This is a genomic window from Acinetobacter sp. 826659, assembly GCF_000588515.1.
Taxonomy (GTDB): Bacteria; Pseudomonadota; Gammaproteobacteria; order Pseudomonadales; family Moraxellaceae; genus Acinetobacter; species Acinetobacter pittii.
In genome coordinates, this window is the sequence record NZ_JFYD01000001.1 from 538,161 (window position 1) to 561,286 (window position 23,126).

Below are 23,126 nucleotides of genomic sequence, written 5' to 3' on the forward strand. Positions count from 1 at the left end.
TCAATATGTCATAACAACAGTAAAATAGAATGAATAAAATTATTGTTTTAAGCCTATTGGGTTTTGCAACTTTTAGTTTAACAGCTTGTGGCGGTTGTCCAATAATTGCAGGTTGCAATGGTACTGATAATTCTCCCTACTATATGACGACTGTCGGTAATCAAGTTCGTGGCATTCCAATCCCACCTCAAACCAAGCTGACATATCAGTCACAACATTTTAGGCAGAAATATGAGCAAACACATGCTTTAAAAGAGAAAAATTTATCAGGCATCTATTTACCACCAGATATAGCAATCATTTGGGGCGGTATGCCAGTAGATATGTTTTTACAGTTTTCTAATCCCGAAATGAAAGGCTTCTCGGTCTATCCAGCACGAGGATTTAAAGCAGAATTATCAAATGAGTTTTTACGTTTATGGAAAAGCTGTGAAAGTGATTTAAACATTAACTTAAAGAATCCAAATGATTGGTCATTTAATCCTGAAAATATGAAAATAACGGGTTGTGGTGTCGTCTTTCAAGAACGTAGTAAATACACCGAAGATTCATTCCATCAAGATGAAGCTGATGAGTTTTTAAGAAAGATGAATCATGCATTACAGCAATTACCGAAACAACAAGACTATCCTGTCATTCAACAGAAGACCAAATAGTTAAAAACAAAACAGCCCATTCTAGGACAGGCTGTTTTTCTCTGCTCAATTAAGCTTTGCCAATTAATCCACGCGCTACGATTTCTTTCATAATTTCATTTGTACCACCGTAAATACGTTGAATACGTGCATCTACAAAGAAACGTGAAATTGGATATTCAGTCATATAACCATAACCGCCAAAGAGTTGCAGCAAGTTATCTGCGACTTTCATTTGCATGTCAGTGCTGAAGCTTTTAAGCGCTGCCGCAGTTTCCACATCTAGCTTGCCTTCTTGATATAGAGCAACATTTCTCTCGTAAAAAGCAGCTGTAGCAAGCTCATCAATTTTTGCTTGTGCTAAAACAAAACGCGTATTTTGGAACTGTGAAATGGGTTGACCAAATGCATGACGCTCTTTTACATAAGCAGTTGCCAAATCAATTGCACCACGAATAGCGCCAATTGCGGTAGATGCAATAGCTGTACGTTCTCGCGGTAACTCTTGCATTAAATAAGCAAAACCTTGTCCAGCTTGACCGAGTAACTGGTTTTTAGGAACTTTAACATTGTCAAAAAATAGCTCAGATGTGTCTTGAGAATGCAGACCGATTTTGTCTAAATTTGTGCCTTTTTTAAAGCCTTCTAGATGCGTATCTGCCAATAATAATGACACGCCTTTTGCACGCGCTTGAGGATCAGTTTTTACTGCAAGCACCACAAGATCAGCATGTTGTCCATTTGAAATAAAGGTTTTTGAGCCATTTAATAAATAATGGTCATCTTGCAAAATGGCGCTAGTACGCATTGATTGTAAATCCGAACCCGCTCCAGGTTCAGTCATACCAATTGCACCAACCACTTCACCTGTTACCATTTTCGGCAACCAATATTGTTTTTGCTCTTCTGTCCCGATGTGTAAAATATATGGTGCAGCAATTTCAGAGTGGCAAGAAATCGCTGTTGATAATGCACAGAATCCAGCACGTGCCGATTCTTCAACCAACATTAATGAATAATAGGTTGGTACGCCGTAACCACCGTATTCTTCTGGAACATCCACACACAAAAAGCCATTTTCGCCCAGTTGATTCCAGACAGCACGTGGCATGATTCCTTCGCGTTCCCATTGATCGTATTGCGGTGCAATATGCTCATTCATAAAACGTTTAAAATTATCACGGAATAATTCTAAATCTGCATCGTATGCCAACATAATATTTTCCTTCGGCTTTATTGTTTTATCTAATCTGATTGTTGTGCATGCTAATCATTTTTTAAGCTACTGTCATGACATAGCTGCTCATTAAAACTGTACTTTTCAGTCAGCCAATAAAAAAGGAAGCCAAAGCTTCCTTTTTTATATAGGTTTATTTGAATTAATCTAAACCTTCAGCGACTTGAGGAGTTTTTTGCTCCATCATTTTTCTGTCGACTTCATCTGGATTGTTTAAAGCATCATTTAGCTTATCTTTATCTAAAGCACCGACCCATTTTGCAACAACAATCGTTGCTAATGAGTTACCAACGAGGTTAGTTAAAGCACGTGCTTCTGACATGAAACGGTCAATACCTAAAATCAATGCCAAACCTGCTACTGGAATATGTCCAACAGCAGACAAAGTTGCAGCCATAACAATAAAGCCAGAGCCTGTTACACCCGCCGCACCCTTAGATGAGATTAAGAGTACTAATAGCAAAGTAATCTGATGTTGAATATCAAGCTGTGTATTTGTTGCCTGAGCAATAAAGATTGCAGCCATAGTCAAATAAATTGACGTACCATCAAGGTTAAATGAATAACCTGTTGGGATAACCAAACCAACCACAGATTTTTCACAACCTGCAATTTCAAGTTTACGTAACATGCGAGGCAAAACAGATTCAGAAGAAGATGTACCAAGTACAATTAATAACTCTTCACGAATCAGGCGAATCATCTTAAGAATACTGAATCCACTAATACGGCTGATTGTACCCAAAATTAAGAAGATAAAGAGTAAGCACGTAATATAGAAGCAGATAATGAGCTGCCCTAATTGTACGAGTGAACCAACGCCATATTTACCGATAGTGAATGCCATTGCACCGAATGCACCAATCGGAGCCAATTTCATGACCATATTCACAATGTTAAAGAACACATGTGCAACTTGATCAATAAATTTTAAAACTGGACGTCCTGCATCACCTAACTTATGTAAAGCAAAACCAAAGAGGATTGCAAAAAGAAGGACTTGTAAGATTTCACCATTTGCAAATGCACCAACCACCGTATCAGGGATGATGTGCATTAAGAAATCAATGGTAGATTGTGACTCACCAGAACTGACGTATTTTTGAATGCCCGAAGTATCGAGAGTGGTAGGGTCAACATTCATCCCTACACCCGGTTTAGCAATGTTAATTACAACAAGGCCAATTAGAAGTGCAATTGTTGAAACGATTTCAAAGTATAACAACGCAACGCCGCCAGTTTTTCCGACTGACTTCATGCTTTCCATGCCAGCAATACCGCTTACCACGGTACAGAAAATAACTGGAGCAATGATCATCTTGATCAAGCGAATAAAGGCATCACCTAATGGCTTGAGTTTTTCACCTAACCCCGGAATATGCTGTTCGACACCATTGACAATTTGCGTTGAGCTTGGGGAAAAATGTCCTACCAAGATACCCGCAATAATTGCAATAATCACCTGAAAATAAAGTGATTTATAAATCGGTTTTTTAGCCATAACTTTACTTCAATCTATATTTCCAAGTCCGTTGGAAATACCAAAATGAAACGTCTATTCTTTACGAATACACAGCCCTAACCTTTCACATTAACACCGCAAAAGGGAAATGGTTTTTTGTGAACAAAAAACCTTCCTACTACCTCAATGAAAACAAAATCAATGTTTTCTAAAACAGGAGAATACCTGAAGTTTCTAACCACTTTGAGTAGCTAGAAATAACCTCTTACTTTTTCAATAAAAAGCTGAAGATATAGGAGAATCACATAAAATTATGATATGAGTGCTCAAAAAAGCACGAGAAAGTGTACTCGAATTAAATAACGATTCGGTTAATTTTTTAGCTAATACGCATAAAAAACACTCAGGTAACCCTAAGACTTTAGTATAAGAAACACTTTTGATATTTTTTCAGCAGCTTTTTATGTCATATTGATTAAATACTTGTGGACATTTCATTTTGAGCTGCCTACATCCCATCATTTTTATTGTTTTGAACTACGATGAATACTAAACGTAATATCTATAAAGATGCTGAACATCCCTTTGCTCAATATGTCCGTATTTTAGGTAAGGGGAAAACCGGATCTCGCTCTTTAAGCTATGAAGAAGCTTATCAAGCATTTACCATGATTTTAAAAGGCGAAGTGTTAGATGTGCAGCTAGGCGCATTTTTAATGCTGCTTCGGGTTAAAGAAGAATCTATTGAAGAACTCGCGGGTTTCGTTCAAGCAACCAAAGACCAGCTTCATTTTGAGCCTTTAGATGTTGATTTAGATTGGTCATCTTATGCAGGTAAGCGAAAACACTATCCATGGTTTTTATTAGCCGCTCTTACGCTTGCCCAGCATGGCCATAAAATTGTTATGCATGGTGCGTCAGGTCACACGCTTAACCGTGTTTATACAGAGCAAGTCTTAGAATATCTTGGTTATCAAATTTGTCATTCTGAACAAGAAGTTCGTACACAATTAGCAGAGCAAAATTTTGCTTACTTACCACTAGACGTGATTTCACCAGTTTTAAGCGAATTGATATCTCTAAGAAATGTCATGGGATTGCGTTCACCTATTCATACTTTGGCCCGTTTAATCAATCCTTTTAACGCTAAGGCTACCTTACAAGCAATATTCCACCCTGCTTACAGAACTACTCACCAACATAGCGCATTACGCTCAGGCTATCAAAATAGTGCCGTTATTAAAGGCGAAGGTGGTGAATTTGAACGAAACCCAGATGCTAAAACACTCATTTGCGGTATTAAAAATGGTGAGCTCTATGAACATGAGTTGCCAAAGCTCACACCTGAACGAAGCCCAATTGAAGAAGAATTAGATTTAGCAACGTTTAAAGCAGTATGGCTTGGTCAACAGCACCATGAATATGGAGAAATAGCCGTAACAGAAACCATCGGAATCGCGCTATATACGATGGGCGTTGTTGCTAGTTTTGAAGAAGCGATGCAAAAAGCAAAAGTGTTATGGGATACACGAAATTTAAGCAATCTTAATTCGTAGTTAACAAATGCTATCGTGAAGGTCGACATGGATGTCGACCGTATCACTGCGATACAGGAAGTATCGTCAGTGATACAAAGGATTTTTGTTACTTTTGATCCTTCAAAAGTAATAAAAGCCTATATGCTATAACTTATGAAAAACATGCTATATAAGGCTCTATGGAATAACCAAAAATAATTTTTCTGTCTTATTAAGTTTTAAACAAAACGAATCGGTTTAAACTCTGGTTCATGCTTGTGATGATCATCATCACACTCTTCACCTTCTTCTTTTGTACCACGGTCAATATAACCGCTACGCTGATCTTCTGGTAAGTTCTTCAACTCCCAAGCGATTACAGCTTGCATACAAGTTTCACGCTGCTCTTTCGTTAAAACAACGCCATTTGGCCATTTACCAATTTCTACTGCTGTTTTTAAACGCTCTACAATTTCAGGGTTTAAAACAGATAGCATTTGTTCAATATTCATGATTCATCTCTTTGAAAAGATTCAAAATCTTGGTTCCAACCAAGTTTGGTACGGCAGGCCATATAGAAATCATAACCTGGTGGATGCAATAAACTTAGTTTAAATGGGTGTTTACGGATGTGTAAACTGTCTCCAACATTGAGCGAGACACTATGTTGTCCATCTGCACTCACCATTGGTAACACCCGATTTTCGCGAATAACGATTTTAATTTCGCTTTGACCACCGACTACGATGGGACGTGATGACAATGTATGGGGATGCATTGGAACTAATGCAATAGCATCCATACTTGGATGTAAAATTGGGCCACCACCTGACAATGCATAAGCCGTTGATCCGGTTGGCGTCGAAACAATTAAACCATCACTATGTTGGCGGTAAACATATTGACCATCAATATTAAGTTCGAAGTCAATCATGTGTACCGATTTACCCGAGTGCAAAACCACATCATTTAAAGCAATGGCGTCATAAATGACTTCACCATTTGTTCGTACTTCCATTTCAAGTAAGAAACGACGGTCAAGCTGGAAATGACCTTGAAGTACTTGGTCAAGTTTGAAAATGGCTTCTGAAGGTTTGATATCAGTTAAAAAACCTAACCGCCCGCGGTTAATACCAATAACAGGCGTATTGTAGCGAACTAAAGCTCTAGCAGCGTGGAGTAAAGAACCGTCGCCTCCAACAACTATGACTAAATCAGCAACTTCACCCAATAAATGACGACTTACAATTTGTGCATGATCATAAGGCACTAATTCAGCAGTTTCCTGATCAAAAATGGGGTTTAAGCCTAGGTTCAACAAATGATCATGAATTAAACATAGTGTTTCTACTACTGATGATTTATCTGGTCGACCGATTAACCCGACGTTTCTGAAGGACTTATGTGAAATTTGCACGAATGAGTAAGCTCCGCTGCGATACTTGGCTATAATAACATTAACCTGATTAATTTAAAAAAACATAACAACAAGATGCTGTAAAATTCAATCTAAGTTTTCCAATTATTCACAGTTTTATCATTGCAAATTGATGACAAGCTATCGCATCATTACAGGCATTGTTAGGGTTTTATCTCATTTTTATGAAGTTTGAACGTGGTATCGGTTTCTTTGCACTAATCTTTTCCATTTTGGTCATTGGTGCTTTTATTGCTCTTAGTATCTATCTGATTCGTTTAGATAATATTATCCGTGAAAAATTTGAAGGACAACGGTGGGATATTCCCGCCAAAGTGTTTGCACGTCCTTTGGAAATTTATAATAACGCACCTATTACCCAAGCAAATTTCACTCAAGAATTAAAACTCTTGGGTTACAAAACTTCAAGTAATTATGACAAGTCTGGAACCTATGTTGCTCAGGGTAGCAATATGTATATCCACACGCGTGGTTTTGATTACGGCGACAGTGTTGAACCCGAACAAGTACTAGAGTTAAGTTTTGCAAATGACCAAGTTGCTGAAGTTAGAAGTACAAAACCTTCTTCAACGGGTGTTGCGCGACTAGAGCCACTTCTGATTGGAGGGATCTACCCTCAACATAATGAAGACCGTGTTCTCATTAAACTGAATAATGTCCCTAAACCACTTATTGAAGCTTTAATTTCAACAGAAGACCGTAATTTCTATCATCATCACGGTATTTCAATTCGTGGTACTGCTCGTGCATTAGTGAGCAATATCACAGGTGGTAAACGTCAAGGTGGTTCAACCCTGACTCAACAATTAGTTAAAAACTTCTACCTCACACCTGAACGCACACTCAAACGTAAAGTTAATGAAGCATTAATGGCTTTACTCATTGAGCTGCATTACAGCAAAGATGAAATTTTAGAAGCCTACTTAAATGAAGTGAATCTAGGCCAAAATGGTAGCTACTCAATTAATGGCTATGGTTTGGCTTCTCAATTTTATTTTGGTTTACCTTTACGTGAGCTTAGCGTTGCACAGCAAGCTTATTTAGTTGGTTTAGTGCAAGGCCCTTCTTTATATAATCCTTGGAAAAATCCTGAAGGTGCAAAAAAACGCCGCGATACCGTGTTAAATAACATGCGTGTAATGGGTTATTTAACTCAAGCAGAATATGAAGATGAAATTGCACGTCCTTTAAATGTGTTAAATAAGCCAAGTTTAGGCCCTGCAAAATTCCCTGACTTTTTAGATATCGTGCGTCGTCAATTACGCACAGAATATCAAGAAAGTGATTTAACTAATCAAGGTTTGCGTATTTTTACGACTTTAGACCCAATTACTCAAACTCAAGTTCAAAATGCGTTTAAAGCCTCAGTAGACCGCTTAGCAAACAGCAACCCATCACGTTTGAAAAACTTACAGGGTGCTGTACTGATTGCACATCCAGAAAACGGCGAGCTTGTTGCTGCTGTTGGTTCTACACAAGACTTTACTGGTTTTAACCGTGCTGTAGATGCGAAACGCCAAGTCGGTTCTTTATTAAAACCTGTAATTTATTTAAGTGCTATTGAATCTGGGCGTTACAACTGGGCAACCCAAATTGAAGATGCGCCGATTAGTGTCCCTGTAGATGGTGGCAAAAGTTGGACACCTAAAAACTACAGTGGTGGCGGACATGGTGTAGTCAGCTTGAGTGAAGCTTTGGCAAATTCATATAACCTATCTGCTGTGCGCTTGGGTCAAGAGTTTGGTCTATCGACATTTACCAACAACTTAAGAAAGTTTGGTGTTGAATCAACCATTCCTGCTTACCCTTCTATTTTCCTTGGGGCAGTCAATATGTCACCAATGGAGGTTCTGGGAATTTATGAGAACTTTGCTACAGGTGGCTTTAAATATCCGACTCGTGCGATTCGATCTGTCGTAGATGCAAATGGTCGCCTGCTTGACCGTTATGGCCTGAATGTTCAACAAACCATTGATCCATCTGTTGGCTATATTATGAATTATGGTCTACAACAGGTTATGTCTTCGGGTACTGGTCGCGCAGCTTATAATAGCTTGTCTCCAGCTTTAAAATTGGCAGGTAAATCAGGTACGACTAACGATACACGTGACTCATGGTTTGCGGGCTACTCAGGCAACCACGTTGCTGTAGTTTGGTTAGGTTTAGATGACAACAAAGTGACTGGATTAACAGGTTCATCTGGTGCATTGCCAGTATGGATTAATGTGATGAAACAATTACGTCAAACGCCTGTAAACCTACGCCAACCAGACACTGTACAGTGGCAGTGGATTGACCGTGCAACGGGTGATTTATCTGCTCAAGCTTGTGATGGTGCTATGTATATTCCGATGCTAACGCATACGGTTCCGCACCGTGCTACGCCATGTGGAGCACCTTATTATCAAGTTGATCCAACATATACGCCACAAAGTGATAACACAATTCCTGACTCTCAGGATGATAATACCGACAGTTATATTCGTGAAAGTGAAAACCAGATGGAACAAGATCTGTCAAACAACTCACGAGTAATTTCAAGTGGTAGTTATAACAACTAAGCGTTAACAGGAAATTAGGATATGTTGAAGAAAGGTGTTTTTTATATTGGTGCTGTTCTTATGGTCGGCTGTACAACTCTGCCCGATCATTCTGACTCCAAAGAGAAAACACCTACTCCTCCAGTCAAAAAGACGGAAACTCCATCAGGTGTAAAAATTACGCCTTATGATCACCCAGAAATTCAACGTAAAAATTTACAGGTGATTGTTCCTCAGCAAAAAAAGCCTCAACATTTTAGTGATGATGGCAGCCAGCTACCAGCTTTTAAAGTGTTAATGCAAAAAACGCAGCAGGCTTATAAAAACCAGCAATGGTCAGAGGCTGAGCGCTATGCGCTTCAAGCACAGCGTTTAGCACCACAAGCAGCTGAGACTTACTTATTCCTTGCCCTTACGGCAAATCATAAACAGCAATATTCTAATGCTGAGTCTTTAGCAAGACGTGGTTTGAGTTTTGCCCAAAGTCAGCCAATGAAAAAGCAGCTTTGGTTGGTTATCTTAAAAGCTGGGCAACAACGCAATAATCAAAAAACTGTTCAAGAAGCACAACAAGCATTAAAAGCTCTCTAGCTTTTAATGCTTTTTTATTTTCTCATTAGAAATTACGAATACCTGCTAAGCCATATGCACCATGCTGCTGTGCAGTGGCTAAATCTTCCGGATCCACTCCTCCTAATGCAAAAACCGGAATCTGGCTATTTTGAGCGAGATCACTAAAACGTTCCCAACCTAATGCTACAGCTTCTGGATGAGTCATTGTTGATTTTACAGGACTAATAAAAACAGCATCACAACCAATCTGCTGAGCTTGCTTTAAAGAAACAGCATCATGACAAGCAGCAATATATCGTACGCCCACTGTTAAATCGCCTTTATGCAAATTCATGAGCTGAGATTGTTTTAAATGAACGGTCTTTATTTGTTTTTGTAATTCAGGACTTAATTGCTGCCACATATCGATATTAATAATTAAATTTGATCGTTGCCCTTCATCTAAAGCAGTTAATTGCTCTATATACTGCGGCTCAAATTCTTCGATACGCCAGTACAATAAAGCATCACTGCTTTCTACCATTGAAAGCGTATTGCTAATTTTGATGAGATGAGGCCAGTAGAGCCTTTTTATAATATCTTTATTCGCTTTTGGAAAGTTTAGATGAAGCAACTGTTCACGTGTATACCAGGCCCATGGTTGATGAATAAGATTTAATAACTCGTCAGGTACATAACTATGGAACAAATGAAGGTTGACGATAATGTCATCATATTCATGGTGAATATAATCAAACTGGTGCCAATCTTTTAAACCAATACCCACTTCTTCATAGATTTCACGGCGGCAGGCTTCTTCTGGTGTTTCACCCTGCTCAACCTTTCCTCCAGGGAACTCATGCTTTCCACCTTGATGTTGCTGCTCTTCGCGCCATCCAACTAAGATTTTTCCACGATGGATCAAGATTGCTATAGCGACATCGACTATTGGTTTGGGCATCTTTTTACTCTCTAAAACTTTTCTCAAGTGTAAGCAAATTTTATCATTTTATAAAATCTTAAAAATCTCATTGACAGATCTATTCGATAATGATTATCATTTAAATCGTTCAAGAACATACCACGGAGCACAACAAATGAACGCACCTTTTAGCTTATTTACCCGTAACAATGACACAGCTCACGCCTTACCAATGTTACATTCTAATAACCTCTTTGCATTAGGCCGTGAAATTCGCATTATGCATGCTGGCGAGGAATATCGTTTACGCCTCACTCGCAACAATCGCCTAATTTTAACTAAATAAAAAACATACTCGCGTTTCAATAATATTCGTGGGAAAACAAAAAATGGATAGCATGGGTAACCATGCTATTTTTTATGAAGGAAGAATAATCTCCGCCCTCAGACCACCTTGGTCAGCATGCATAAAACGTAATTTGCCATTATGCAATTCAATAATTTTTCGAGTAATTGAAATTCCTAAGCCAGAACCTTGCTGCTGAGTACCAAGTACCCGAAAAAAACGCTGCCCTAACCGTAATAGCACTTCATCATCTACTCCATTTCCCGTGTCTTCAATAGACACCTTAATTTGCTGTTCATATTGACTAATCTCAACATGAATAGAGCCTAGTGTCGGACTATAACGAATGGCGTTATCAAATAAATTTCTAAAAGCAATAAACAGTAATTCTTCATTCGCATATGTTTTAGTTTCTGTCGATAAGGTATTTACCTCTATCAACATCTGTTTAGCTTTCGCGTCTAAATCTACAGTTTCAATCACTCTAGCCAGTAAGTAATTTAAATCGATAACTGTCTTAGGAAGTTCGGGTTGTTCAGCTTCATTGGGTTCTAAGCGGGCCAGAAGTAGTAAATTCTCAAGTATTTTTGTACTTCTAGAAACGTCTTCTTGTATGCGTTCAAAATCTTGATGAAGTTCTGGAAGATGTTGGTATTTACGCTGTAAAACCTGAAGACGCATTTGTATGGCAGATAAGGGAGAACGTAGCTCATGCGAAGCATCCGCGGTAAAACGCTGTTCAGCAACAAGAGCCCTTTGCAATCTTGCAAGCAATTGATTTAATGCATCTATAACAGGTTGAATTTCTGTAATGACATCTGGTTCTTGAATTGGCTCTAAATTTGATGCAGTTTTTTGAGCAATTCGTCTAGAAAGTAAATTGAGTGCAGCCAATTGATGCTCGGTACGCCAACTTACAATGACCCATTGCAGTAACCAAAACAACACCATAAGACCGCTATATCCAGCAAGTGCTTTGAGTACCTCTTCAACACGTGTACTCATTGGTTGAAAAACTTCAACTTGTAGCTGAGAGTCTTCTTGTTGTGCAGCCAGACTACGCCATAATTGGCCATCAAACCAAAAATACGAAAAACCTTCTGATAAGTTACCTTGCTCAAAAAGTTCATGCTGATAGCTATGAGAATGGGTAAGTACTTGGCCTGTGTTTAATAACTCATACTGAATATCAAATTCATCACTCAACTCATCAAACTGTTTCATGGAGTGTTCAGAAAGATCGGAAACCAGCAAAGTATCTGAAATTTCATCCATGATTTCGTCTTGCACTGACATGTTGTGATAGATCGAAAATATGGTGAGTAAGCTTAAAGCCAGTAATCCCACCACGATACTACTCCACATCGTAGTTTTAACCAGTTGCGATTGCAAAGATGAGCGATTCGATTTCATTTTAAATCTCCCATACGGTAGCCTAGCCCCCGTATGGTTTTAATACTGCTGCTTCCGATTTTTTTTCGAAGTTGATAAATAAATACTTCGATTGCGTTACTTTCAATTTCCTCGCCCCATGCATAGAGTGCTTCTTCTAATTGATCACGGGTAATAATATGCTCGGGATGCACCATAAGCTTACGCAATATTTGGAATTCTTTTGCCGTTAAATCGATAGACTTGCCTGCGCTTAATACAACTTTCGCTTGTGTATCAAGTTGTAGGTCACCCCATGTTAAAACCGATTGCTGACTCAAAGTTTGTTTGCGTAATTGAGCGCGGATGCGAGCCGATAACTCTTCTAAACTAAAAGGCTTAACCAAATAATCATTTGCGCCTAAATCTAGCCCCTCTACCCGATCATGAATGCTGTCACGTGCAGTGATAAAAATAACAGGAACATTTTTTTGTTTATGGCGGATCGTTGTTAAAACCTTTTCACCAGCCAGTTGAGGCAGCCCCCGATCAAGTAAAATACAGTCATAATCATGCTGTTCGATTGCCGTAAGTGCATAATCACCTCTTTCGACCCAATCTACCTGATAACCGTCTAACTCTAACCATGATTGAATGCTTTCAGCTTGAGAGCGATCATCTTCTGCAAGCAAAATTCTCATCTATTTTTCCTGTTATATCCTGATTTGATCTTGCCAAGCCTTTATAAAAAAAGCAAAGCCGCATGATTTAAATGCGGCTAAAAGTAGTAGATCTACAGACCTTATTCATTAGAACTGAACTTGATCCACATCAATTTCTACGCGTTTTAAAGGCTTATAGTCAATGTCTACTTCACCAATTAAAGTTACATTTGTATTGGCTGAAATAGGGCGACCTTGCCAAAGTTCATCATCTACATCAATTGTAATGCTACCTGTTTTGTCACGGAATTGATATTTTTCATCACCTAAAGATTTTACAACCTGACCATGTAATTTGATCGGTGTATTATCTTTTGAGGTTAATGCCTGTTTTACTGTGGTGACAGTTGCCGGAGCAATTGCAGCTTGATTCACTGGTGTATTCGCCACAACTACGCCAGCAGCAGTCATACCAGCAGTCATCAACATTACTTTAAGCATATTCATATTATTACCCTCTGTTTATGGTTCCCTCTTGGGATAAAGCAATTAAATCAACCATAAATGAGGTGAATCTTAAGAAAAACTTAATTTAATGGCACAACCCTCAAGACCTCTTCTAATGTCGTAAGCCCTTCAATCACTTTACGGGCTCCAGCAATTCTTAAAGGTTCTATACCTTCTTTTTTAGTTTGAGTTCTTAAATCATTTAATACGACATGACTACTAATAAGATGTTTAAGCTCAAGACTGACTGGCATAAATTCGTAAATACCGACTCGCCCTTTATAGCCTGTATGTCGACATTCTTCGCAGCCTACCGCTTGATAAACCGTTTCAGGCATTTCCATAATGTAGTCAAAGGTTAGGTGTTCCCACTCATCCTCATTAATGTGAGTTTTTTGCTTACAGTGTGGACAAAGCTGGCGGACTAAGCGCTGCGCGAGAACACCTAAAATGGTTGCGGCTGTCAAAAATGGCTGAACCCCTAGATCATGTAAACGAGTCAAACTAGACGGTGCATCATTGGTATGTAAAGTTGATAAAACCAAATGACCTGTTAATGCTGCCTGAATGGCCATATTCGCTGTATCTTGATCACGAATTTCCCCAATCATAATAATGTCAGGGTCCTGACGCATAAGCGCACGCACGCCGTCTGCAAAGCCTAATTCAATTGCATTATTGACCTGCATTTGGTTAAAACTAGGCTCTAGCATTTCAATCGGATCTTCAATGGTACAGACATTGACCTGCTCGGTTGCAAGCTGCTTTAAAGATGAATATAGCGTGGTCGTTTTACCGGAGCCTGTGGGACCCGTGACTAAAATAATGCCGTGGCTATTTTTTGTTAATTGTTGCCACTGTTGTAATAAACGCTCTTCAAAACCTAGTTGCTGAAAAGAACGTACCAGCACATCAGGATCGAAAATTCGCATCACCAGTTTTTCACCAAATGCTGTTGGTAAGGTTGATAAACGCAATTCGGTTTCTTGCCCTTTAGGCGTACGTGTTTTTAACCGACCATCTTGTGGCTTACGCTTTTCTGCTACATTCAAACGTCCTAAAATTTTAATCCGAGAAATCACGGCGGTCAGTGTATTTGAAGGCATGTTATAAATGGTGTGCAAAACGCCATCAATCCTAAACCTGACTTTACCGTTATCTTTGCGCGGTTCCATGTGAATGTCACTGGCACTCTGCTCAAATGCAAACTGTAAAATCCAGTCAACTAATTTCACAATATGCTGATCATTAGCATCTGGGTTTTGACTATCGCCAAGCTGCAAAAGTGCTTCAACATTTTTACTGTCACGGTCATGAGCTGCATCTTTTTGAGCAGAGTTTACCGCGCGACTCACCTGATAATATTCGCGCAAATAGCGTTGTAACTGTTCGGGATTAAGCAGTACCCGTTCAATTTTTTTAGGCGCTAGACTACGTTCAAGGTTATTAAGCCAATCTGTTTGAAATGGTTGATCTGTTCCAATCACGATTCGGTCAGCATGAATTTCAACAGCTAAAATATGGTTACGAATGGCAAACTCTTGTGACATGACCTGCGTTAAAGCACTGACATCTGCCTTTAAAGGATCGATCACAAATAGAGGTAGCTGAACCCGATCTGCAAACCATAAACATAAGCGGTTTAAACTCAAATGCGCATGTGTGTGTTGCTGATCTTTTAAATTAAAATGTGCTATCCATTGTAATGGATGCCACTTTAACTGGTCTTTTTGGCGGTGACTTGTCTGTACCAGTAATTTATCTCGTTCTGTTATACGGCCTTCTTGTAATAATTGTTCTAGACACCAATACGTATCTATTTCTACATGTGCATTCATGCGTTATCCCCAATATATTTTTATAATATAGCAGAGATGTTTTATATTTAAATATCCTTTAACATCAGTTAATTAAACTAATTCTCATCTTAATATTTTTTTGTGTCACAGGTCATATTTATAGAAATATTTTCTACATAGTTTTGTCTAAAAAAGACACTATGCTCACTATAATAAAAAGCATAAACTGAATATGAATACATGATTTTAAAATGATTCAAATCCACATATAACAATAAGCGAAGAGGAAGTAATATGGAACTTCCAATGACAATGTCATTACAAACAGCATCATTTGAAGAATTTATTACTGTCATTGCTGCGGCGCTTGGTTGTGGCTTATTAATTGGTTTAGAACGAGAACGAAGTAAGCTTAAACATGAATATAAAACCTTTGCGGGTTTCCGTTCTTTTGCAATTAGTGCTTTATTAGGAGCGGTCTGTTTTTTGTTTGGCATTGAAATTGGAATTGTAGGTGCCTTACTCATTGGTGCTATTAGTATTGTTTCCCTCAAAAATCAGCCCAATGACCCAGGCGTAACCACCGAACTCGCCTTTATTATGACTTATTTCATTGGGGCACTTTGTATTTGGAATATTTCGCTCGCTGCTGGCCTAGCTGTGATCATGACAACTATCTTAATAGCTAAGCAGTCTATGCATGGTATTGCCAGTCAGTGGATTACTGAATCAGAATTACGTGATGGTATTTTTCTACTTGCCTTACTGTTAATTGCTTTGCCTTTAGTTCCAAATAAACCTTTTTGGGGGCCAGTTTTAAATCCACATGTGATTTTAAAATTACTGACTTTAATCTTATTTGTACAAGCCCTTGCCCATATAGCAAAGCGACTTTTGTCATCAAAAAATGCTTTATTGCTTTCTTCTTTAGCTTCTGGATTTGTTTCTAGTACAGCAACTATTGCCAGTTTAGGTTTAGAAGTACGCTCTGGCAAAGCCAATGCAACAACAAATGCAGGTGCTGCATTGATGTCTTGCGTTTCAACACTGATTCAAACCTTAATTATTGTGATCGGTATTAGCTTTGCTTGGTTCAAGCTGATTATATTTCCTACACTTATTGCCTTAGTAGTTTTAGCAGTATGGGCCTTTATTTTATTACGTAAAGCCGAGCCTAGTACGGCTTCGCCCGAGCTTGACTCAAGAATGTTCAGCTTAAAAGAAGCCATTATTATTGCAGGCACACTCACCCTCATTCAGGCAGGTGTTTATGGTTTAAGTCTATCTTTAGGCGATGCGGGATTAATCGCGGGGACTTTACTTGCTTCATTATTTGAAATACATGCAGCTATAGCGGCGGTCATTGTGCAAGGTGAACCTGATAGCGCACATATGACACCTTTATTAATTGCCTTTTTAGGAGGTTTTGCAGTTCATGCTCTTGCTAAAAGTGTGAACTCTGCAATTTCGGGCGGACTACGCTATGCCCTTGCTTTCGTTCCCGCCCAGCTCATTCATATGGCTATTTTTATTACTTTACTTTGGCTTAACATCCACTGGTTTTAAAATATCTATTGTGTAAGCGAAGAAGTCTTAGTCTTAACCACATCAATGACGGTAACTACAAATTGATCGACCTTAAAATGAATATCAAAGTCTGAAAATTTCATTTTATAAATTCTTTCAGGGTCTTCTTGATAGGCAGGCCGAGGATCTAAAGCCAATACTTGCTCAAGCTCATCAATGTATTGCGAATCTATTTCTTTATTTTGCAGAAAATATTTTTGAGCTGTTAACGCAGTTTCATTCCAAATAACTGCCTTTCGTTCAGGTTCTGCATGTGCATAACCACTTTGAGCCTCCTCAATTGCATCAGAATATTGAATATAAGGTTTGATATCTAAAATTGGAGTGCCATTTAATAAATCACTTCCTGTGACATAGACACGGACAGACTTGCCCACCTTTTCCACTTTATTAAGCTTTACAACTGAAAGCCCGATTGGAGAAGGTCTATACATACTTCGTGTAGCAAATACTCCAATTTTTTCATTACCACCTAAACGTGGTGGACGAACCTGTGGCCGGAACTTATCTGCACTGCCTTGATTTTTATTGTCATGAAACTGCCAAACTAACCAGAGATGACTAAATTGCTCAATTCCCTCAAATGCTAACAAGTCGTTATAAGGTTCAACCATATCAATATAAGACTCAATATTGACCAAATTGGGCTGGCGTGGAATACCAAATTTTTCACGATAGGGAGAACACATATGGCCAATGATGGGGAAGGTGACAGAATTGATCATCACTTTTTCTTATAAACACAATTAAATATATTCAGTTTATCGGGAATGAAATTAGATTAGAATAGCAATCTGTTTTCTTTTAATCGTGATCGAGACCTTTAATGGCTGCTTTTAACGTTGAACGCATTACTCATGTTCACCACTGGAATGACACTCTTTTCAGTTTTAAAACTACACGCGATACCAGCTTACGTTTTAAAAATGGTCAGTTCGTAATGATCGGACTTGAAGTGAATGGCAAACCGTTAATGCGTGCGTATTCGATTGCAAGTGCAAACTACGAAGAAGAGTTAGAATTCTTCTCAATTAAAGTACAAGACGGTCCTTTAACTTCGATTTTGCAAAAAGTACAAGTTGGTGATGAAATCTTAGTTTCTAAAAAACCAACAGGTACTTTGGTTCATGATGACCTTTTACCAGGTAAAAACTTATACCTTTTATCTTCTGGTACTGGTCTTGCTCCATTCTTATCAATTATTCGTGATCCAGAAACTTACGAACGCTTTGAAAAAGTAATCGTTGTTCATGGTACACGCTATATTTCTGAATTAGCTTATCAAGACCTTATCTTAAACGAATTACCAAACCACGAATTCTTTGAAGAGTTAGGTATTAAAGACAAGCTTGTTTACTACCCTACTGTTACTCGTGAACCTTTCCACACTCAAGGCCGTGTAACAACTGCAATTGAAACTGGCGCTTTATTCGAAAAAATCGGTTTACCACGCTTCAACCGTGAAACTGACCGTGCAATGCTTTGCGGTAGCCCTGCATTCCTAAAAGACGTGGCTGCATTACTTGACCAACACGGTTTAGTTGAATCACCTCGTATGGGTGAAATGGGCGACTACGTCATTGAACGTGCGTTCGTAGAAAAATAATTTTTTCTAGACATAAAAAACCGAGGCAAAGTCCTCGGTTTTTTTATTTCTGTTTTTATAACTTAATTGTGCCATCGATACAGGTGACAGCGGTTCCACCCACCAAAATTTTATCTTGATACAATTCAAGTTGAAGTTGTCCGTCTCGACCTACCGCCCCACCTTGTGAAGAAACTACGACATCATTTTGTGCAGGAAGAATCCCATAATAACGAATAAATGAAGCTACGCTACCATTACCACTACCACAAACAGGATCTTCATTTATTCCACATGAAGGGGCAAATGAACGAACTTCTATGTGTTTTTGTTCATCATTATTTTCATGAAAACCAAAAACTGTCGCACCCGTAACTTTCATTTCTAAGTCATGTTCTTTTAAAGCGGCAAAGTCTGGTTGGCTATCTAAAACAGCGTCAGCATTAACAGCTTGTAATACAATCCAGCGCGCCCCTACATCTACCAATGCAGCGTTCCATTGAGTATTAATTTCACATTTTAAAATTTCTGCTAATTTCTCAGTATGCATAGCATCTAGTGGAGTAATTTTAGGCTTAGGTAGTTCAAATGAAATATGACTTGATTCACTCACAGTCAGAGTCACCAAACCAGCACCACACTGCTGTACCAGCTTACCTTCTTTCGCTTTAATTAGCCCCGCCTCAAGCAAAGCATAGGCAGTACCAATTGTAGGATGGCCTGCAAATGGCAATTCATTTTGCGGAGTAAAGATTCGAACCTGATAGTCAGCTTGTGAATCGGTCGCAGGGAGTACAAATGTGGTTTCAGAAAGATTGGTCCAGTTCGCAATGGCTTGCATCTGCTCAGACGTTAAGGTGCTGGCGTCCATAATGACCGCAACAGGATTTCCTTTAAATGCTTGTGAAGTAAAAACATCAACTTGTTTAAATGCAACAACAGACATAGACCTCTCCTACTGATTTTAATATTAAAAAATATGGCTTTAAATCCTCACCATTTCTTGATCTTACTGATTTATTTTTAATGGTCACAGTATCAGTTAATATTAAAAATAATAGACACAGTTGTTAAAAATAGATTCAGATTAAATGGATAAATCTATAAAACTAACAATATTTGAGATAAATCAGGGATCGCTATAAAGTGTATCCATTGCTTTGGCTTTTTAATGAATGGATATGTACAAATATAAAAAAGTGAGTGATGACCTCACCCTTCAAATTCAGAATGGCAGGCAACCTGTGGGTTCTCGGTTGCCATCAATTCGAGATTGTGCCCAGCATTATCAGGTCAGTATTAACACTGTAAAAGAAGCTTATCGCCAGCTTGAAGACCAAGGTTTAATTTCAGTTCGTCCACAGTCTGGTTACTATGTTTGTCATGCACCTTCAAACTTACTAGAACTCGAAGAGCGTTATGTCAGTGAAGAAAAAGTATCACTTTCAGGAGTTAGTTGTTTTCTCGCACAAATTGTTAAAAAGCAAATGGACCCCGACTATGTCAATTTGGCCCTAGCTTGCCCTTCTGGGGAAAATTTTTATCCAATTGAACGCTTAAAACGCTTAACTGCTCAAGTTTTACGGACACAGCCAGATATTTTTAAAAGCTATACCTTGCCGCCCGGTTCTATACGTTTACGTACTCAAATTGCTAGGCGAAGCTTACAGTTAGGTATGTTTCTTTCAGCAGATGATATTGTGCTCACTCATGGCACGATGGAGGCTTTAAGTCTCGCGATTATGGCAACCACTCAAGCGGGTGACAGCATAGCGCTTGAGATTCCTACATTTCATAACCTGTACCCCCTCCTTCATAATTTAGGTCGAAAAATTGTAGAAGTGCCGACCTCACCACATACAGGTATGTGTCTGGATGCACTTGAAGAACACTTAAAATCTCAAAGTGTACAAGCCATTTTAACCATTCCGACAGGACACAATCCTCTCGGTTTTAGCATGCCTGAGAGCAGCCGCCGTCGCTTGGCAGAGTTAGCTAATCAGTTTCAAGTTCCTGTTATTGAAGATGCGATGTATGCTGAATTGCAACACACCGAACCCCTCTTACCCAACATCAAAACGTTTGACCAGAACGGATGGGTTTTGGTGTGTGGTAGCTATACCAAGACTGTAGCACCTGATTATCGGATTGGTTGGTTAGAAGCTGGGCGCTTTCGTAATATTGTGCAGCAGCTTAAATTTACAACCACTGTTGCCGAGCCAGCTTTACTCACAGAAACGTTAGGCCTTTTCTTAGAAAATGGTGGTTATGACCTGCATTTACGTCAACTCAAAAAACGCTATCAACAACAAATTGACACCATCAAATCTTATATTTGCCGCTATTTCCCACTCGGTACCCGAGTCAGTCGTCCACAAGCGGGATTTATTTTATGGTTAGAGCTACCCGAATCAATTGATACTCTAGAACTGTTTCATCAGGCCATGGATGAAAAAATCTTATGTATGCCGGGAATTTTGTGCTCGGCTGATAAACGTTTTAGTCATTGTTTACGTATTGCAGCTTGTTTTGAGTTAAATCCCAAAATGTTAAATGCTTTGATGCGCTTAGGAGAGCTAGCAAAAAATATGCTGCCCGTACAAAAAGATAGTGGTCAAATCCCTACTAATTCAGTAGGTTGAATCCCAAATGCGGAGTTAATAAAATAAAACCATATACTTTTTATGCCTTTTATTTTATGAAAACTGAGCTTCTCTCTCCCGCAGGTTCACTTAAAAACATGCGCTATGCTTTTGCCTATGGTGCAGATGCCGTATATGCAGGCCAACCACGTTACAGTTTACGTGTGCGCAATAATGCTTTTGATCATGACAACCTAAAAATCGGAATTGATGAAGCCCACGCTTTGGGCAAAAAGTTTTATGTTGTGGTGAACATTCAACCGCATAACAGCAAATTAAAAAACTTTATTCGTGATCTTGAACCAATTTTAGCGATGCAACCAGATGCACTCATTATGTCTGATCCGGGCTTAATCATGATGGTGCGTGAGCATTTTCCAGAAATGCAAATTCATCTATCGGTTCAAGCCAACGCTATTAATTGGGCCACTGTTAAGTTTTGGAAAGACTACGGTCTAAGCCGTGTGATTTTATCGCGTGAGTTATCTTTAGAAGAAATAGAAGAAATCCAGCAACACGTACCCGATATTGAACTTGAAGTTTTTGTACATGGTGCTCTATGCATGGCCTACTCAGGCCGCTGCTTACTTTCCGGATATATGAACAAGCGTGATGCCAACCAAGGTGCTTGTACCAATGCTTGCCGTTGGGACTATAAGTTGCATGAAGCCCAAGAAGATGCAAACGGCGATGTAATTCCAGTTACTCAACTCAACGCGTCAGAAAAGTCTTGCTGCTCATCAGCACAATTAGAAACAACCTCGGCTCAAACGCTGCTGGTACAACGCAATGATGAAGAAATGTTTGCTGCCGAAGAAGATGAACACGGCACCTATTTTATGAACTCTAAAGATTTACGTGCGGTACAACATGTAGATCGTTTAACCAAAATGGGGATTGCCTCACTGAAAATTGAAGGCCGTACTAAATCCTATTTTTACTGTGCCCGTACCGCCCAAATTTATCGAAAAGCTATTGATGATGCTTTAGCAGGCAAACCATTTGACCCAAGCTTAATGAACCAACTCGAAGGTTTGGCAAACCGTGGTTATACCGAAGGCTTTTTGAGACGTCATGTGCATAGCGAATATCAAAACTATGCTGATGGTTCATCGCATTTCAACTACCAACAATTTTGTGGAGAGGTTTTAGAACGTCACGGCGATTATATTCGCATTGAAGTTAAAAACCGTTTTGTGGTGGGCGACTCACTTGAGCTGATGACGCCTCAAGGTAATATCACCTTTACTTTAACCGAAATGCGCGATTTAAAAGGTAACCCAATTACCGATGCTAAAGGTTCGGGGCATTTTGTTGAGATTCCACTTTCACAAGATGTTGATGTTAGTTATGCCCTACTCATACGCAATTTGCCGCATGCTAAGGAAAACATTACTGCCTCAACATTAGCTTATTCAGCGAGTTAAACATGGCACTTTTGATAACAAGTGACTGTATCAATTGTGATATGTGCTTACCGGAATGCCCCAATACAGCTATTTTTGAAGGCAACAAAGTTTATGAAATTGATCCACTTCGTTGTACCGAATGTGTAGGCTTTTATGATGCACCCACATGTAAGGCGGTTTGCCCTATCGATTGCATAAAACCAGACCCTGCACATATTGAAAACAAAGAGCAACTGCTAGAGAAATTTAAGGATTTAAATATACTCGGCGAATCTATGTCTTAAAAAGTCTATCAAGGATCAGGCTAAGGTTGCTGATCCTCTTAAATGACTATACAGATCAATGATTAAATAAATGAATAAATAGCTTAAGCCACTTTGCTAATGATAAAATCAAATGATCAGTTCAGTTTGTTTTACTGGTATTTTTGTACCCCAAAAATTGCACAATCGTTAAAATTGGTCTAACCATTTCAACATTTCATATAGATTGATTAAAACTCTTTCTGGCGTAGCTCCCTATGTCTTATCTTTATTTAGCAATTGCGATTGCTTGTGAAGTCGTTGCAACTTCAGCCTTAAAAGCATCTCAAGGTTTTACTGTTCCCATTCCGTCCATCGTTACGGTGGTGGGCTATGCAATTGCTTTTTATTTATTATCCCTGACGCTAAAAACAATTCCGATCGGGATTGCATATGCCATTTGGTCGGGTGCGGGTATTATTTTAATTTCTGCAATTGGCTGGATATTTTACAAACAGCATTTAGACTTGGCGGCCTGTATTGGTCTTACTTTAATGATTGCAGGTATTATCATTATTAATGTGTTTTCTAAAAATACCCATTTATAAAAATATAATTAAAAAGCAACCGAGTAAGATGCAAATCCTTGTTTAAAAAATTTCACCTTACTCGG

Annotated in this window: 22 protein-coding genes; 11 read left to right on the plus strand and 11 right to left on the minus strand. The window is 38.9% G+C overall.

The features are described from left to right. Positions 1–29: 29 nt before the first annotated feature. Complete coding sequence (locus J663_RS02590; protein ID WP_033847611.1) at positions 30–656, plus strand: hypothetical protein; 627 nt, start codon at positions 30–32, stop codon at positions 654–656. Between the two features lie 49 nt (positions 657–705). Here J663_RS02590 and J663_RS02595 read toward each other — a convergent pair whose 3' ends face one another. After that, on the minus strand, positions 706–1,851 hold the full coding sequence (locus J663_RS02595) for an acyl-CoA dehydrogenase family protein (RefSeq protein ID WP_005073480.1): 1,146 nt from the start codon (positions 1,849–1,851) through the stop codon (positions 706–708). A 163-nt stretch (positions 1,852–2,014) separates the two neighbouring features. Beyond that, entirely contained in the window at positions 2,015–3,373 is a 1,359-nt protein-coding gene (locus tag J663_RS02600; protein WP_002118145.1) for a dicarboxylate/amino acid:cation symporter, read from the minus strand. A gap of 503 nt (positions 3,374–3,876) precedes the next feature. Between J663_RS02600 and J663_RS02605 the strand changes: the two genes are divergently transcribed. Further along, complete coding sequence (locus J663_RS02605) at positions 3,877–4,890, plus strand: glycosyl transferase family protein (protein ID WP_033847614.1); 1,014 nt, start codon at positions 3,877–3,879, stop codon at positions 4,888–4,890. Between the two features lie 200 nt (positions 4,891–5,090). Here J663_RS02605 and J663_RS02610 read toward each other — a convergent pair whose 3' ends face one another. Further along, the gene (locus J663_RS02610; RefSeq protein WP_002118245.1) at positions 5,091–5,363 is read right to left on the minus strand and encodes a YeaC family protein; all 273 of its coding nucleotides are present in this window, start codon (positions 5,361–5,363) and stop codon (positions 5,091–5,093) included. Then, a complete protein-coding gene (locus tag J663_RS02615) occupies positions 5,360–6,268 on the minus strand; it encodes an NAD(+) kinase (protein ID WP_005073476.1) in 909 nt (302 codons plus the stop codon). Before J663_RS02615 ends, J663_RS02610 begins: the two co-directional genes overlap by 4 nt. A 185-nt stretch (positions 6,269–6,453) precedes the next feature. On the opposite strand from J663_RS02615, the gene mrcB reads away from it, so the two are divergent. Both mrcB and J663_RS02625 read left to right on the plus strand, forming a co-directional pair. Next, positions 6,454–8,850 carry a penicillin-binding protein 1B gene (gene mrcB, locus J663_RS02620; protein ID WP_033847617.1) on the plus strand — a complete coding sequence of 799 codons (2,397 nt, stop codon included), beginning with the start codon at positions 6,454–6,456 and terminating at the stop codon, positions 8,848–8,850. 21 nt (positions 8,851–8,871) lie between these two features. After that, complete coding sequence (locus J663_RS02625; protein ID WP_002118198.1) at positions 8,872–9,420, plus strand: tetratricopeptide repeat protein; 549 nt, start codon at positions 8,872–8,874, stop codon at positions 9,418–9,420. Positions 9,421–9,445: 25 nt separating this feature from the next. Here J663_RS02625 and J663_RS02630 read toward each other — a convergent pair whose 3' ends face one another. Further along, positions 9,446–10,342 (minus strand): NUDIX domain-containing protein, encoded by an 897-nt coding sequence (locus J663_RS02630; protein WP_017386522.1) that lies wholly within the window; start codon positions 10,340–10,342, stop codon positions 9,446–9,448. A gap of 136 nt (positions 10,343–10,478) precedes the next feature. Between J663_RS02630 and hemP the strand changes: the two genes are divergently transcribed. Continuing rightward, positions 10,479–10,649 (plus strand): hemin uptake protein HemP, encoded by a 171-nt coding sequence (gene hemP / locus J663_RS02635; protein ID WP_002118129.1) that lies wholly within the window; start codon positions 10,479–10,481, stop codon positions 10,647–10,649. 72 nt (positions 10,650–10,721) lie between these two features. Here hemP and J663_RS02640 read toward each other — a convergent pair whose 3' ends face one another. The 4 genes from J663_RS02640 to J663_RS02655 form a co-directional block, all read right to left on the minus strand. Continuing rightward, on the minus strand, positions 10,722–12,062 hold the full coding sequence (locus tag J663_RS02640; RefSeq protein WP_033847621.1) for a sensor histidine kinase: 1,341 nt from the start codon (positions 12,060–12,062) through the stop codon (positions 10,722–10,724). Next, on the minus strand, positions 12,059–12,721 hold the full coding sequence (locus J663_RS02645; RefSeq protein ID WP_002118246.1) for a response regulator transcription factor: 663 nt from the start codon (positions 12,719–12,721) through the stop codon (positions 12,059–12,061). The genes J663_RS02640 and J663_RS02645 overlap by 4 nt, the downstream gene beginning before the upstream one ends. Before the next feature lie 108 nt (positions 12,722–12,829). Then, positions 12,830–13,189: a NirD/YgiW/YdeI family stress tolerance protein gene (locus tag J663_RS02650; RefSeq protein ID WP_002118236.1), complete on the minus strand. Its 360-nt coding sequence runs from the start codon at positions 13,187–13,189 to the stop codon at positions 12,830–12,832. 80 nt (positions 13,190–13,269) lie between these two features. Beyond that, complete coding sequence (locus J663_RS02655) at positions 13,270–15,027, minus strand: GspE/PulE family protein (RefSeq protein WP_033847623.1); 1,758 nt, start codon at positions 15,025–15,027, stop codon at positions 13,270–13,272. 255 nt (positions 15,028–15,282) lie between these two features. On the opposite strand from J663_RS02655, the gene J663_RS02660 reads away from it, so the two are divergent. Continuing rightward, positions 15,283–16,554 (plus strand): MgtC/SapB family protein, encoded by a 1,272-nt coding sequence (locus tag J663_RS02660; RefSeq protein ID WP_017398590.1) that lies wholly within the window; start codon positions 15,283–15,285, stop codon positions 16,552–16,554. A gap of 5 nt (positions 16,555–16,559) precedes the next feature. Here the strand turns inward: J663_RS02660 and tsaA are convergent, their stop codons facing one another. After that, on the minus strand, positions 16,560–17,300 hold the full coding sequence (gene tsaA / locus J663_RS02665; RefSeq protein WP_065421955.1) for a tRNA (N6-threonylcarbamoyladenosine(37)-N6)-methyltransferase TrmO: 741 nt from the start codon (positions 17,298–17,300) through the stop codon (positions 16,560–16,562). Positions 17,301–17,401: 101 nt separating this feature from the next. Here tsaA and J663_RS02670 point away from each other — a divergent pair, with 101 nt between their 5' ends. Then, entirely contained in the window at positions 17,402–18,181 is a 780-nt protein-coding gene (locus J663_RS02670) for a ferredoxin--NADP reductase (protein WP_002118187.1), read from the plus strand. Between the two features lie 55 nt (positions 18,182–18,236). Here the strand turns inward: J663_RS02670 and J663_RS02675 are convergent, their stop codons facing one another. Further along, positions 18,237–19,106, minus strand: a complete 870-nt coding sequence (locus J663_RS02675) for a PhzF family phenazine biosynthesis protein (protein WP_032005304.1) — start codon at positions 19,104–19,106, stop codon at positions 18,237–18,239. A gap of 229 nt (positions 19,107–19,335) precedes the next feature. Here J663_RS02675 and J663_RS02680 point away from each other — a divergent pair, with 229 nt between their 5' ends. The 4 genes from J663_RS02680 to abeS all read left to right on the plus strand — a co-directional run bounded on the left by J663_RS02680 (position 19,336) and on the right by abeS (position 23,061). Beyond that, positions 19,336–20,802, plus strand: a complete 1,467-nt coding sequence (locus J663_RS02680) for a PLP-dependent aminotransferase family protein (RefSeq protein ID WP_081404565.1) — start codon at positions 19,336–19,338, stop codon at positions 20,800–20,802. A gap of 56 nt (positions 20,803–20,858) precedes the next feature. Then, complete coding sequence (yegQ, locus tag J663_RS02685) at positions 20,859–22,229, plus strand: tRNA 5-hydroxyuridine modification protein YegQ (protein WP_033847628.1); 1,371 nt, start codon at positions 20,859–20,861, stop codon at positions 22,227–22,229. 2 nt (positions 22,230–22,231) lie between these two features. Next, a complete protein-coding gene (locus J663_RS02690; protein ID WP_033847630.1) occupies positions 22,232–22,495 on the plus strand; it encodes a YfhL family 4Fe-4S dicluster ferredoxin in 264 nt (87 codons plus the stop codon). 236 nt (positions 22,496–22,731) lie between these two features. Next, complete coding sequence (abeS, locus tag J663_RS02695) at positions 22,732–23,061, plus strand: multidrug efflux SMR transporter AbeS (protein ID WP_002118134.1); 330 nt, start codon at positions 22,732–22,734, stop codon at positions 23,059–23,061. Positions 23,062–23,126: the final 65 nt, after the last annotated feature.